This is a genomic window from Weizmannia sp. FSL K6-0777 (assembly GCF_038593185.1).
Classification (GTDB): domain Bacteria; phylum Bacillota; class Bacilli; order Bacillales; family Bacillaceae_C; genus Weizmannia; species Weizmannia faecalis.
In genome coordinates this window covers 1372430-1386121 of the sequence record NZ_CP151971.1, presented here as the reverse complement: position 1 = coordinate 1386121, position 13692 = coordinate 1372430, and the positions used below count along the sequence as shown (strand labels likewise).

Genomic DNA, 13692 nt, shown 5'->3' with positions numbered 1-13692 from the left:
TTTTGTTTTCAGCTGCGTCTGTCATTCGGCAGCTGCGGCCTTCCTTCCGGTCCGGCCGGTGATTCTAAAATGATGGCGCCGTTAATATTGCTGAAAATTTGGAAACCGGCTTCACTTCGGTCCATTGCAGTAATCACGGTTGCATTTTTTGCACTGACGATGAGCGCGACATCATCTGCCAAGACCAGTGTCTCATCCAACCCTTTTTGCTTTGCCTCCGCCACCTTTTCGCTGATCTGCTTCCAAGTGGAATCGTCCAGTTCAATCCCCCGTTCCTGCAGCCTTTCGCCGGCATGTTTGCTGATTTTTAATGTGGCTGGTTCAGACTGCCCGGACAATGCCTGCTTGAAATAATCCGAAAAATGGCCGGTTTGGTTCTTCCCCTGGCCGGATTCTCGCGTTCCATCAAGAGAACGCACAGGCGCGGTTCGCTGCAATGGAATGGACGGATAGGATTGATCCATTCAATCACTTCCTAGTTTGCAATTTTCGTAAGCTGCCTGCTTGCGGCTTTTTGCCCGTTATCAAGTGTAAAGACGAGGCTGCCGTTTTGGATGGAAACGGCACTGACCGAAGCTGTTTCTTCTTTTCCGGCATCATTTGTATAGGCCACTTTTTTTCCAATCAAATGGCTTGCCTGAATCAATGCTGCTTCTTTTGAAGTGTTGCTATTGATCCCTCTCATATCGGAAGAACTGATTTTCGTTCCGTCATCCAGCGTGAAGGTAACTGCATTGTCATCCCCAAACGAAATGCCGGTAATCGTCCCGGTTCCCGACTTAACGGATGCTGTTCCGTCATCTGCTGTTTCGGTTTTCTCCCAGGAAACCGTTCTCCCGATATACTGCGTATATGCAATTTGTTGCGATTGCTGCGAAAGTTTGATCAGATTGTCGATATCGTTTTTCAGATTGGTCATTTGCTCCAATGAAGAGAACTGCGCCATTTGTGAGACAAATTGCGTGTCGTCCATTGGCTTGGTCGGATCCTGGTTTTGAAGTTGGGCAATCAATATTTTCAAAAAAGCATCTTTATCCAACGTCTTACTCCCCGTACGCGTGCCGGTAGCTGTATTTTGATTGCTTAACAGCAGGCTTGGGTCAATAGAAGTCAAAGTCACTTCACCTACGCTTCCGCATCAATCATATTGTTTTCGAGCATGGCCGAGAAATGTCCCAATTCCCGGTTTTCCCGACGTTTTTGCTGCTGTTGCCGTTGTTCACGGCCCCCGCTGTCCCCGGGCTGGCCGTGGGCGGTTTGTGCCGCTGTGTCACGGTATTCAATATCCATTTTTGTTAACTGAACCTGCTGGCCTGCCAAAGCATGTTTAAGCTGCTGCAGCTGGGAATCAAGCAAATCTTTTGCCGCACCAGTGTCTGTCAGGATCTTTGCTGCCAGTTTTCCGTCCTGCTCAAGCAATTCCACGCGCAAAGAACCGAGGTTTTCCGGTTCAAGCCGGATCAACAGCCTGTTTGCGCCTTTATGGCTGGAATAGGCCGCCTTTTGAATGATATTGGCAAATTCCTGGACAAACTGCCGGTACGAAACCGGGTTGTGTTTTTCGCCGGTATAAAGGACGAGCTGTTCCACTTTGCCAGAGAGTGAAAATGCCGGGGCTGTATTGCCGTTCCCGTTTATTTCTTCGGCTGCTTCGAGATGGCTGCTGTTATGCGCAACGGGGCCCCGTTTACCGGTTTCCCATCCGTTTGCCCATCCATCTTCGGTGCTGTCGTTTCCGGATTGTCCTGTCTGCTGGATTTCCCGGGAAAAATCCAATGCGGCATGCCGGCTGCTGTCTTCTAGTTTTCCGTTTTCCTGCTGGGGACCCCAATTTTGGCCAGGTACAGCAATCCGGCCATTTTCACCAGCTGTTGCCTGCGTCTTCACCCGGCCGTTGCTTCCCGGTATTCCGTCTTCCATGAGCTCAATATGCTGGCTTGCAGCAGCCTGCACCTCATCAGCCGTTGTTTTTAGCGCCTTGAGCTGGCTGCTATCTGCAGGCTGCCCGGTATTTGCCTCTAGATGGGCGGTCGTTTGCACACTGGGCGCCTGATTTTGCAATGGCCCACCTGTTCCGCTTTCACCATTGCCCCGAATCGCTGCTTTGCCATTTTGCGCGTCCGCTCCTGAAGTACCCGCCTGCAGCGGTTTTGCAGCCGGATTCCCAGCATTTTCATCCGCGGCGACGGATTCTGCCGCCAGACTAAACGGCACCCCTTCCTGCCGGGATGAGCGGCCATCCTTTGATAAGGCTTCCGTCACTCCATTGTTATCCGTTTTTAGCAGTGCTGTTCCGGTAGTACCAATGTCTAGAGCAGCCGGTTCGCTTCCTTCATTTGCCGGAGATGCCGCTGCCGTCATATCCGGAACCGCCCCATTTGCAGAAAATGGGCCGTTTTGAAGCAATACCCGGTTACTTTCCTGTCCATTTTGCGCCGAGTTGGCATGATCCGGATTGGAAGCCATTCCTAGAGCCGCGGCAGCTGGAGATAAAGGAAGAACAGGTACTTTTTTAAACAGCGATGGATCCGCTTTTCCGCCGGATAAATGCAAATAAGCAGTTTTTAATATTTCTTCTTTTACGGCAATGCCCGGCTGTTGCGGCGCGCTTGAAACCGTCTGCCCCGCGTTTAGCGCATCTGCTGAAACTGCCTTGAGAAAACGGCCGATTTTTTCGGACAACTGGGCTAATTGTTCCGTTGTCTGCATCATGTTGATGCCTGCTGCTGTATTTTCGGGAAACGTTTTTAGAACAGCCCCCGCCTGCCTGAGCAATGTTTCCGCATCTTCAAGTCCGAGCTTTATTAAAGACGGGACTGGCATGGAGGCGAGCATTTGTGCCATATTCATGATGGCAGCTGCGGCATCGCCTGTTTCGATGGCCGTTTTTGTTTCTTGTATCTTTTTTTTGCTGTTTTCGTCTTCAGCGCCGGCAAACCGCATAATCCGGTTAAAAAGGGCGGAAACGGCCTGCATATCAGCCTCTTCATCCCGGCTTCCATCTTCTGCAGCCTGTTCCGCTGCCCCAGCCTTTTCCGTTAAAACCGCGACAATCCTTTGTTGAAGCTTTTGGCAAACATGCACTGCCTCCTCGTTTTCCGGCATCCGACCGCTGTCCTGGCCGGCAAGGCTCAATTGCTGAAAAAACCCGGATGGCTGCGTCTGCAGTTGCGCGCCAGACGTTTGCGTACCCGGCGGAGAAAATGGTACAGCTGGAAAAGCCGAATTTACATTCATGTTTTCACCTCCTTTCAAGTTTGCCGGACGGCTTATGATCCTGTACGCCCGAGCATTTGGGTGTATTTTGCTGCTTTATCGGCACTCATTTTTTCAAGGACGTTCGCCAGTGTTTCCGAACTGAGCTGGGAAAGGATTCCCGTTGCTTCCTGATCGCTCATTTTTTGAATAATGGCAGCCGCATTTTCCGGATTCATATTTTCATAGGTGCTTGCGATTTCTTTTAATTTTTTCTGATTGGCTGCCTGTTGTTGCTGGGCTTTCTTCAATTGCTGCTTCAGATCAGAGACGGTTTGTTTCATTTTCAAATTGTTCTGTTGGCTTTTGTCCAGTTCGGATTGCAGCTTGCTGATTTCTTTGTCTTTTTCTGACGCCTGTTTTTGTAAAGAACGGATCTGGCTTTTATACTGTGTTTCACTGAACGTGCCGCTTTGCTTCTCCCCTTTTTCGTTCCCGCCTGTGCCAAACATCCCGGTCACCTGATGGGCGAGGACCGATGCTTTACTGATCACATTGACACCCGAGATAGTAGCGATAATGATCGCCATCGCGGTGGCAAACAGTAGCGGAATCAGGATCACGTAAAAAAACCACTGCAGTTTACCGCCTTTTTTTTCTTCTGCTGCTGTCTCGATTTCTTCCATTTGTTTGCGCATAACATCACCCGGTTTTCAGGCTTTAGTGATAAAAAGTCTGGGTTGAAATTTCATCTGCCTGCTTTTCTTCCTGTATTTTCAGTCTCATCAGAAAACGGCCATAATCTTTGTCTTTCAGTTTTTCGTATTTTTTGACTTCTATATTTTTCTCCTGCAGTTTCTGCTGATGCCAGTTCATCCGGTTTCGTGCATTCATGACGAGGCTCTGATAATAATGGATTGATTTTTCAATATCATCAATAAACCGCCGGTAATGCCGGATTTCCTGGACGGAAAGGCCCGCTTTCATTTTTTCAGCCTGGTGGGCTTCCAGGTCTTCTTTCTTTTTCAAAAGCGCGTACAGCTCCCGGGCCACATTTTCAAATGCCTGTACCGCATTTTTGTATGCACTGAGCGCCTCGTCTTTTTCCTTTTCTTTGACATCAAGGATTTTCTCGAATTTATAATGATAATTCATGCCCACTCACCCGTTTCCGCAAGTCCGATTAAAGCCCGGATACTGCTTTCCATACTATAGGTTTCGTCGGTGCTTTGTTTGATAAAAGAAACGATTTTCGGATAGCGTTCGATCGCTTCATCAATTTCTTTTGATGCGCCCGGTTTATAAGCGCCGATATTGATCAGGTCTTCCGAATTCAAATAAGTGCTTAACTGTTCGCGAATCTTTTCTGCGGCTTTTTTGTGTGCGGGGCTTGCAAGCTGGCTCATCAGCCGGCTAACGCTTTTTAAAATATTGATAGCCGGGTATTGCCCTTTATTTGCCAAATCCCTGTCCAGAACAAAATGCCCGTCTAAAATGCCGCGCACCGTATCGGCAATCGGTTCATTCAAATCATCCCCGTCGACAAGCACGGTGTAGATCCCGGTAATCGTGCCGGACTCATTTGTTCCGGTCCTTTCCAAAAGTTTCGGCAAAATCGCGAAAACGGACGGGGTATATCCTTTTGTAGCCGGCGGTTCCCCCGTTGCCAGTCCGACTTCACGCTGGGCCATCGCGACCCGGGTAACCGAGTCCATCATAAACATGACATTTAGCCCCTGGTCCCTGAAATATTCCGCTATCGCTGTTGCTGTATAGGCGCCTTTAATCCGCATCAATGCCGGCTGGTCGCTTGTTGCCACGACAACAATGGACTTTTTTAAACCTTCAGGGCCGAGATCTTGTTCAATAAATTCCCTTACTTCCCTGCCCCGCTCCCCGATTAGGGCGATCACATTCAGATCGGCATTTGTGTTGCGTGCAATCATGCCGAGCAGGGTGCTTTTGCCGACGCCGCTTCCAGCAAATATGCCGATCCGCTGGCCTTTTCCAACCGTCAGCAGACTGTCGATCGCGCGGACGCCAAGCTCAATCGGTTCCCTGATCGGCGGGCGCTTGAGCGGGTTGGGGGGCGTCCGGTCGATCGGAATCGGTTTTAGGCCGGCGGGAAGCGGGGAATGGTCGAGCGGCACGCCCAAAGGATCAATGACTTTCCCCAACAGCCGTGGGCCTGCTTTCACCCGCATCGGTTTCCCTGTTGCTTCCACAAGGCTGCCGGGAGAAATTTCTTGGATGTTCGTATAAGGCATTAAAATAACATTCCCGTCACGGAACCCGACAACTTCGGCAATGATTTTTTTCGTATTTTTTTTGTTATCCACATGAATATAACAGACGTCACCGATGGAGCTTTCCGGCCCGAGTGATTCGATCATTAAGCCGATCACTCTTTTTACTTTTCCGTAATGTTTAAACGTCCCAATTTCGGGTATATAGTCTAAGAGATCGGTTGCTTTCATTCCGCATCCTCCCCGATCAGTTCCAAAAGCTTTGCCTTAAGTTCAGACAGCTGGCTGTCAATGCTTGCATCAATCCTGCCGCTGCCGCTTTCAATATAGACCTGGTACGGTTCAAGCGAATCATCCGGGTAGACATAGCATTTTGTATCGTTCGGGAAGAGGGCATCCAGTTCTTCCTTGTTGTCCATGACGAAGGCGTACTGCCCCGGATGGATATGGAGATCGACTTCTTTATACCCAGTCGCTTCTTTTAATACGTTTTTTACGATGGCAAACATTTTTTCGGGGGATGTTTCAAGTGTGTCTTGCAAAATTTTCCCCGCTGCTTTCATCGCAATTTCCAAAATATCTTTTTCCGATGCTTCTAAATGTTTTTTGAACGCCTCTTTGGAACGGTTGACGATGTCAATGGACTCGTTTAAATGGTCGCGGATGCTTTCAAACCCTTCCTTGCGGCCATCTGCATAACCGGCTTCAAACCCTTGGCGCTGTGCTTGTTCGGTGAGCTTTGCTTTTTCCTGCTCCCACTGTTTTTTCTCTTCGGCAATTTGCCGGCGTACTGCTTCTGCTTCTTTTTGACTGTCTAAAAGCAGGCGCTCTGCCTCGGTTTGATATTTTGCGAAAATATCCTCTTTCACAGCGGTTGCATCTCCCGTTTCTTCGGGCAAAGCCGGGAGCCGGCGCACGCTGATCACGCGCATTTTGGAAACAACACCTGCATCTTGCTTTGTTTTAATAATATTAGACAATGATGTCGTCGCCTCCGTTCCTTGCGATAATGATTTCGCCGCTGTCTTCCAGCCTGCGGATAATGGACACAATTCTCGACTGGGCTTCTTCGACTTCACGCAGCCGCACCGGGCCCATATATTCCATTTCTTCTTTCATGGAATCGGCCATCCGTTGCGACATATTGCGGAAAATAATTTCTTTTACTTCGTCGCTTGAGACTTTCAGTGCAAGAAGCAGGTCTTCATTTTCGCATTCGCGGATGACGCGCTGAATGGAACGATTGTCAAGGGTGACGATATCTTCAAATACAAACATTCGTTTTTTGATTTCTTCGGCAAGTTCGGGATCTTTCTGTTCCAGCGAGTCAAGGATCGTTTTCTCTGTCGTACGATCGACCCCGTTCAACACTTCGACAACGGATTCCACCCCGCCTGTCTGCGTATAATCCTGTGTCACCGTCGCGGACAGCTTTCTTTCCAAAATGGCTTCCACTTCGCTGATAATTTCAGGGGATGTGCCTTCCATTAAGGCAATCCTTCTGGCAATGTCCCCCTGCATTTCAGGCGGAAGCTCGGAAAGGATCTGCCCCGCTTTTTCCGGATCCAAGTAGGACAGAATCAAGGCGATCGTCTGCGGGTGTTCATCCTGGATAAAATTCAGAATCTGGGCCGCATCTGCTTTTCTGGCAAAATCAAACGGGCGCACCTGCAGCGATGAAGTGAGCCGGTTGATGATGGATGCCGCCTGTTCCGGGCCGAGCGCTTTTTCAAGAATCATTTTGGCATAACCGATACCGCCCTGGGTAATATAGTCCTGTGCCAAAGCAATATGGTGAAATTCGGTCAGCACTTTTTCCTTCGTGTCATTGTCGACTTTTCTGACTCCTGAGATTTCCAGCGTCAGCTTTTCGATTTCTTCTTCTGTTAAATGTTTGTAGACGGATGCCGATACGTCCGGGCCGAGAGAAATCAGGAGAATGGCTGCTTTTTCTTTGCCGGATAATGTTTTTTCTTTACTTGCCATCTTGTTTCCCTCCTATTCTTCGGAAAGCCATGACCGCAATAATTTTGCAAACTCATCCGGTTTTTCCTTTGCCATTTTTTCAAGCTGTTTCCGCCTTGCTGAAGCGTCGGTTTCCTGTTCCTCATTTACGTCCGGAATGCGGGGCGGTGCCGGTTTTTCCGGCGTTTCTTCCGCCATGTCTTCTTCAGCCTCCGAAGTGGCCCGCCGTCTGTTGCGGATCAAGAAGAAGATGAGCCCGGCTATCACGAGCAGCAAACCTCCGCCAATCGCGTATACCCACCACGGAATCGAAGCTTTTTTCGCCTTCTCCGGCGCATTGGCTGCAAATGGCTGGACGGAAACTGCGATTTTATCGGCAACCGTTTGATTGGTCAGCCTTGTGCCGCTTGACTTGTCAATCGACGTTCTGACAATCGTAGAAAGCATCGATTTAATATCTTTTAACCGGGAAGCGGGCAAGGAAGACCGTTTTGTTCTGACCGGCGGCTCGACCATGACTTCTATGCCGAGATCGCGGATTTTGTACGGGCTCTCTGTAATTTTCCGTTTAATCCGGTTTACTTCGTAGTTGATCGTGTCACTTGTTTTGGAATACGTCCCGTTCCCGTTCGACCCGGATACATACGAAGAGCCGACAGAATCTGTACTGCCAGATGGCGTTCCGGCTGCTGCGCCTGTACCCTGGTATGTTTCCTGGATTTTTTTGGCGCTGATTTCAATGCCTTTCATATTCGTCTTATCAACCGGTTCAACGAGATCTTCCTCGCGTTTTTCCTGCGTAAAATCGATATCCGCTGTAACGGTGACAACCGCTTTTCCTGCACCCATCAGTGTGGAAAGCATCGTTTGCACCTGCTGCTGAATATCCCGTTCAATTTGTTTTTTGATCGCCTGCTGCTGTGTATAAGCATTTCCGGAAGAATTTGAAGAATTTAAGTCATAGTACTCAAAATTCTGGTTCATAATGACGATATTATCGGTAGGAAGATTCGGAACGCTTTTTGAAACAAGATTGTAAACGGCTTTTATCTGGTTTTGGTCCAATTCATAACCGGGTTTTAACGTCAGGACAACCGATGCGGAAGCTTTTGCCTGGCTGTCGGCTACGAAGACGCTTTGGTTCGGAAGATTGATCATCACCTTTGCTTTTTCGACGCCGTCCATCTGTTCAATCAGATTTTCCAGTTCCGTCTGCATCGCATCGAGCTTTACGACGTTAAATTCATTGTCTGTCATCCCGAATTTTGCATTCTGGCTGAAAAAAGAATAGTCGATGCTGCCGGTCTTTGGCAGCCCTTTTGCAGCCAATGTGACTTTCAAATCGTCCACCTGGTCTTCAGGCACTTCGATCGTTTTGCCACCATCCGTGATTTTGGACGGTACGCCTTCCTGGTCCAGTTCGTCCTTGATGGATCCTGTTTCGGAGACATCCAGCCCGCTGTAGAGCGGCGCGTATTTTGTTTTTGTCATAAAATAAGTGATTCCGGCAGCAAGTACCAGCATAAGGGCAACGGCGGATATGCCGATTGTTTTCTGCTTCTTGCTCCTGCTTTTCCAAAACCCCTTCAGGTTTTGAAAAGATTGTTTTAACTTTTCATTCATCATTATCCCCCGGGATAAAAAATTCACGGTGTTTCATCAATAGAACAGTCGGACAGCAAACGTTCCGGCATCCTTTTCGCCTTTAGGGCAGACGGAAAGGATCCGGGCGTTACGGCCGGGAAACGGCTTTTATGTACGCCGGATCAGAACGTTACACTTGCATCTGCATCATTTCTTTATAGCCTTCGACTGCTTTATTTCGGACTTCGAGTGCCGTCTGCATCGAAAGGTTTGCTTTTTGTACGGCGACCATTACCTGGTACAGGTCCACATTTTCGCCGTTCGATAGTTTTGTAATCAAGGTGTCGGAATGGTTCTGCTGTTTGTTCAGTTCATTGACAGACTGCTTCAGCAGGTCCGAAAATGAAACGGAGCCGTTAGCGGACGAAGCGGCGCCTGCTGATTTTGGCGACAGCCCGCTCAAACTTGCGAACGGCGTCTGACTGATTGATTGAACAGACACATCATTCGCCTCCTTTCATATGCGGAATTTTCTCTGTTATTGGCCGAGTTCGAGCGTCTTCATCAGCATCGCTTTGGAAGCATTCAGCGCCGTGACATTGGCTTCATACGAGCGGGTGGCGCTGATCATACCGGTCATTTCCGTTAAAAGATCCACATTTGGTTTTGTCACATATCCGTTTGCATCCGCATCAGGATCATCCGGATTGTATTCTTTTTTAAAATCGCTGTTATCTTCGACAATGCCGGCCACCTGGACGCCGGACCCAGCACCCTGCATTCCGAGTTTCGAACGAAATATGGAGGCAAAAGAACCGCCTCCTGCAGCAAGTACCACTTCTTTCCGGCGGTATGGCTGCCATTTCCCATTTACATACGTATCTCTTGTTGTATCAGCGTTCGCAATATTGGAAGAGATGACATCCATCCGCAGGCGCTGTGCCGATAAGGCTTCAGAAGAAATGTTCATTCCGGTGAACATGGACATCTTACTGTCCTCCTCTCACGACATTTAATAAGGATGAGAGCTTTCCTTTTTCCAGCTCAATCAGTGACTCGTAATAAATCTGGTTGCTGGCAAGGTTCGCCATTTCGGTATCGATGTCAACACTGTTGCCATTGCTGTTGTAAGTGGTGCCGGATTCCGTCACGATTTCTGGACTTGAATCCCCGGCAGAAAAACGGAAGTGCCGGGGGTCGGTCCGGTTCGCTGAAATGGCATTGACCGAATCCTCCAGCACATTTTTAAAACTGACATCCTGCGCCTTATAATTCGGTGTATCCGCATTGGCAATATTGTTCGAAATCACTTTCTGCCGGAGCGAAGCATACTGCAATGCATGCTCAAGCGACCGCAACGTATTGGAAGAGAGACTCATCAATGGACACCTCATTACATAAACTTGACATTTTTTTCTTTTATACGACAAATTGTTTGCTATTTTTTATTTTAATTGTTTCATAACGGGCTGTAAATGAACATATTCTTAAATCACAAAAAAATTTTTTTGATAGTAGGACTTTTGGATTAATCCCTTACTCCCACACCGCGAAAAAGATGCCGAAAAATTTTTCAAGCACCTTAATACACCTAGGATTACAAAAATTTACAATTACTAGGAAACACTATTGGAAGGTCGGATTTCCTTAAATTTTATCAGTATCTATATATTGGTATTTATGTGTTTTTATGGTAAATTAAATACCAATAAAAAAAAGGATACGAATCGTATCCTTTTTTGGCGCAAATTGCCGTAAAGCTTATCCGTTAGTTAGAACGGACTTTTTCCAGTTCAACGAGGAATTTGTTATTCAATACTTTAATATAGGTCCCTTTCATGCCAAGGGAACGGGATTCAATGACCCCTGCGCTCTCCAGTTTACGCAGCGCATTCACGATGACAGAGCGGGTAATGCCAACGCGGTCCGCAATTTTGGACGCGACAAGCAGGCCTTCCTTCCCGTTTAATTCTTCAAAAATATGCTCAATGGCTTCCAGCTCGCTGTAGGACAAAGAACTGATGGCCATTTGCACGACCGCTTTGCTGCGCGCTTCTTCTTCAATTTCTTCTGTTTTTTCGCGGAGGATTTCCATGCCGACAACCGTCGCACTGTATTCTGCCAAAACAAGATCTTCGTCATCGAATTCCCGCTCAAGACGAGCCAGAATCAACGTACCGATTCTTTCCCCGCCGCCGACGATCGGAACAATCGTTGTCAGGCCTTTTTCAAACAGGTCTTTGTTTTCAATCGGAAATGCCGTGTACTCACTTTCAATCGTCAAATTGGATGAGGTTTCCGTAATGTTAAACAGGCTGTTCGTGTATTCTTCCGGAAACTGGCGGTCTTCAAACATTTGTTTCATCCGCTCGTTTTCAATTTTCTGGTTGATGGCGAGACCGAGTAATTTCCCGCGGCGGCTGACGATGTAAATATTGGCCTCAATCACATCGCTCAGCGTTTCCGCCATTTCTTTAAAATTCACCGGACGTCCGGCTGCTTTTTGCAACATCGAATTAATTTTCCTTGTTTTATCTAACAAACTCATTTCCATTCCTCCTAGATTGATTCGGTATTTGAACTGCATTGAATTGCCGGGACCTGCCGCAAAAGAGAGAAAGCCTTCATTACACGTCTACCCTTATCCGATTTTTCAAAACGGTTATAAAATATACTGGCTTAAATCTTTGTTCTGTGAAATCGCACCGAGCTTTTCGTCCACATACTGCGGGGTGATGGACACTTTTTCCAAATGGATGTCCGGTGCTTCGAAAGACAGATCTTCAAGCAGTTTTTCCATGATGGTATGAAGTCTTCTCGCCCCGATATTATCGGTATTTTGGTTCACTTCAAAAGCAATTTCAGCAATTCTGGTAATAGCTTCGTCAGAAAATTCTATTTGTATACCTTCTGTTTCCAATAATGCAATATATTGTTTTACCAGGGCATTATCCGGCTCGACAAGAATTTTGACAAAATCGCTGACGGTCAGTTTCTCAAGCTCCACTCTGATCGGGAATCGTCCCTGCAGTTCGGGGATCAGATCGGACGGTTTTGCCATATGAAAAGCGCCGGCAGCAATAAACAAAATATAATCCGTTTTAATGGAGCCGTATTTTGTGACAACCGTCGATCCTTCGACAATCGGCAGAATATCCCGCTGGACGCCTTCCCTCGATACGTCCGCTTGGGACCCGTTCCCGTTTTTGGAGGCAATTTTGTCAATTTCGTCAATGAAGATAATGCCGGTTTGTTCTGCCCGGAAAATGGCTTCCTGGGTCACTTCGTCCATGTCGATCAGTTTCTGTGCCTCATCCTGTGCAAGCACTTTTCTTGCTTCCCTGACCGGCAATTTCCGCCGTTTTGTTTTTTTCGGTAGCAGATTGCCAAGCGCGTCCTGCACACTCATGCCCATTTGTTCCATGCCGGAACCCTGGAACAAATCAAACATGGACGAAGCCTGCTCTTCCACTTCCACGGTAACCGGTTCATCTTCCAGTTCACCGTTTAAGAGCTTTTCCCGTATACGCTGTTTCTGTTCCCTTTTGGAGTATTCTTCCTCCTCTTCATCCGGTGCCGTGTCCTGCTGCCCGCCGCCGCCAAAAATCATTTCAAACGGGTTTTTGAAATTCCCTTGCTTCTTCCGCGACGGGACAAGCAAATCGACGAGGCGTTCATTTGCATTTTTCTCCGCCTGATCGCGCACGCCGTTCATTTTTTCCTCTTTTACAAGCCGGACAGCCGTCTCGACAAGGTCGCGTACCATCGACTCCACATCCCGGCCGACATATCCGACTTCCGTAAACTTCGTGGCTTCTACTTTGACGAACGGGGCACCGACAAGCCGTGCCATTCTTCTTGCGATTTCCGTCTTTCCGACACCGGTCGGCCCGATCATCAAAATGTTTTTCGGAATAATTTCTTCCCGCATTTTTTCAGACAGTAGGCTTCTTCTGTAACGGTTCCTGAGCGCCACGGCAACAGCCCGCTTTGCTTCTTTCTGGCCGACAATATACTGGTCCAGGCGCTCAACAATCTGCCTTGGTGTCAAACTGTTTGTTTTTCTAAACGTGTTGGCCAATCCGCTCACTCCTTTATGGAAATATACCGGTACGGGAACCTTTCCGCTTATAGTTCTTCCACGATAATGTTTGAATTTGTAAATACACAAATTTCAGATGCGATTTCAAGGGAAGCCCGCGCAATTTCTTTTGCGGTGAAGTTCTCTGCCGCATGCCGTTTCAGTGCACGGCCGGCAGCGAGCGCGTAATTGCCGCCCGAGCCGATAGCGAGGATGCCGTCATCCGGTTCAATGACTTCCCCCGTTCCCGAGACAAGCAGCAAATTGTTTTCATCCATGACAATCAGCATCGCTTCGAGCTTTCGGAGCACTTTATCGCTTCTCCACATTTTGGCCAGTTCCACTGCTGCCCGCGTCAGGTTGCCGTTATATTCCTGCAGTTTTCCTTCAAACATTTCGGAAAGCGTAAAAGCATCCGCAACCGAGCCGGCAAAACCGGCCAGCACTTTTCCGTTAAACAGCCGGCGGACTTTTTTGGCCGTATTTTTCATCACGACAGAGTTTCCGAGCGTCACCTGCCCATCCCCAGCCATTGCACTTTTTCCGTTATGGCGGATGGCAAATATTGTGGTTGCGTGAAAATCACCCATATCAGCACCTCCTATGTAATCAAAGCGAACC

15 protein-coding genes are annotated in these 13692 nt (G+C 48.0%); all 15 read right to left on the bottom strand.

Annotated elements, in window-relative coordinates; translation table 11 throughout:
- Window positions 1-8 precede the first annotated feature (8 nt).
- Entirely contained in the window at window positions 9-464 is a 456-nt protein-coding gene (locus NST70_RS06410) for a TIGR02530 family flagellar biosynthesis protein (RefSeq protein ID WP_342475997.1), read from the bottom strand.
- Between the two features lie 11 nt (window positions 465-475).
- Window positions 476-1120, bottom strand: a complete 645-nt coding sequence (gene flgD / locus NST70_RS06405) for a flagellar hook assembly protein FlgD (protein ID WP_342475996.1) — start codon at window positions 1118-1120, stop codon at window positions 476-478.
- A 5-nt stretch (window positions 1121-1125) separates the two neighbouring features.
- On the bottom strand, window positions 1126-3237 hold the full coding sequence (locus NST70_RS06400) for a flagellar hook-length control protein FliK (RefSeq protein ID WP_342475995.1): 2112 nt from the start codon (window positions 3235-3237) through the stop codon (window positions 1126-1128).
- A 32-nt stretch (window positions 3238-3269) separates the two neighbouring features.
- Window positions 3270-3893: an MgtE protein gene (locus NST70_RS06395; RefSeq protein WP_342475994.1), complete on the bottom strand. Its 624-nt coding sequence runs from the start codon at window positions 3891-3893 to the stop codon at window positions 3270-3272.
- 22 nt (window positions 3894-3915) lie between these two features.
- Complete coding sequence (fliJ, locus tag NST70_RS06390; protein ID WP_071451868.1) at window positions 3916-4350, bottom strand: flagellar export protein FliJ; 435 nt, start codon at window positions 4348-4350, stop codon at window positions 3916-3918.
- The gene (fliI, locus tag NST70_RS06385) at window positions 4347-5672 is read right to left on the bottom strand and encodes a flagellar protein export ATPase FliI (RefSeq protein ID WP_014095452.1); all 1326 of its coding nucleotides are present in this window, start codon (window positions 5670-5672) and stop codon (window positions 4347-4349) included. Before fliI ends, fliJ begins: the two co-directional genes overlap by 4 nt.
- On the bottom strand, window positions 5669-6421 hold the full coding sequence (gene fliH / locus NST70_RS06380; protein ID WP_014095453.1) for a flagellar assembly protein FliH: 753 nt from the start codon (window positions 6419-6421) through the stop codon (window positions 5669-5671). The genes fliI and fliH overlap by 4 nt, the downstream gene beginning before the upstream one ends.
- Window positions 6414-7427, bottom strand: a complete 1014-nt coding sequence (gene fliG, locus NST70_RS06375; protein ID WP_014095454.1) for a flagellar motor switch protein FliG — start codon at window positions 7425-7427, stop codon at window positions 6414-6416. Before fliG ends, fliH begins: the two co-directional genes overlap by 8 nt.
- 12 nt (window positions 7428-7439) lie before the next feature.
- The gene (gene fliF, locus NST70_RS06370; RefSeq protein WP_026683994.1) at window positions 7440-9029 is read right to left on the bottom strand and encodes a flagellar basal-body MS-ring/collar protein FliF; all 1590 of its coding nucleotides are present in this window, start codon (window positions 9027-9029) and stop codon (window positions 7440-7442) included.
- 151 nt (window positions 9030-9180) lie between these two features.
- Window positions 9181-9492 (bottom strand): flagellar hook-basal body complex protein FliE, encoded by a 312-nt coding sequence (gene fliE, locus NST70_RS06365; RefSeq protein ID WP_017551517.1) that lies wholly within the window; start codon window positions 9490-9492, stop codon window positions 9181-9183.
- Between the two features lie 36 nt (window positions 9493-9528).
- On the bottom strand, window positions 9529-9978 hold the full coding sequence (gene flgC / locus NST70_RS06360; RefSeq protein WP_013859084.1) for a flagellar basal body rod protein FlgC: 450 nt from the start codon (window positions 9976-9978) through the stop codon (window positions 9529-9531).
- A gap of 1 nt (window position 9979) precedes the next feature.
- Complete coding sequence (gene flgB / locus NST70_RS06355; RefSeq protein WP_035188464.1) at window positions 9980-10369, bottom strand: flagellar basal body rod protein FlgB; 390 nt, start codon at window positions 10367-10369, stop codon at window positions 9980-9982.
- A gap of 389 nt (window positions 10370-10758) precedes the next feature.
- Window positions 10759-11538 (bottom strand): GTP-sensing pleiotropic transcriptional regulator CodY, encoded by a 780-nt coding sequence (gene codY / locus NST70_RS06350; RefSeq protein WP_014095458.1) that lies wholly within the window; start codon window positions 11536-11538, stop codon window positions 10759-10761.
- Between the two features lie 114 nt (window positions 11539-11652).
- The gene (hslU, locus tag NST70_RS06345; RefSeq protein WP_014095459.1) at window positions 11653-13071 is read right to left on the bottom strand and encodes an HslU--HslV peptidase ATPase subunit; all 1419 of its coding nucleotides are present in this window, start codon (window positions 13069-13071) and stop codon (window positions 11653-11655) included.
- A 47-nt stretch (window positions 13072-13118) separates the two neighbouring features.
- Complete coding sequence (gene hslV / locus NST70_RS06340) at window positions 13119-13661, bottom strand: ATP-dependent protease subunit HslV (RefSeq protein ID WP_014095460.1); 543 nt, start codon at window positions 13659-13661, stop codon at window positions 13119-13121.
- Window positions 13662-13692 lie beyond the last annotated feature (31 nt).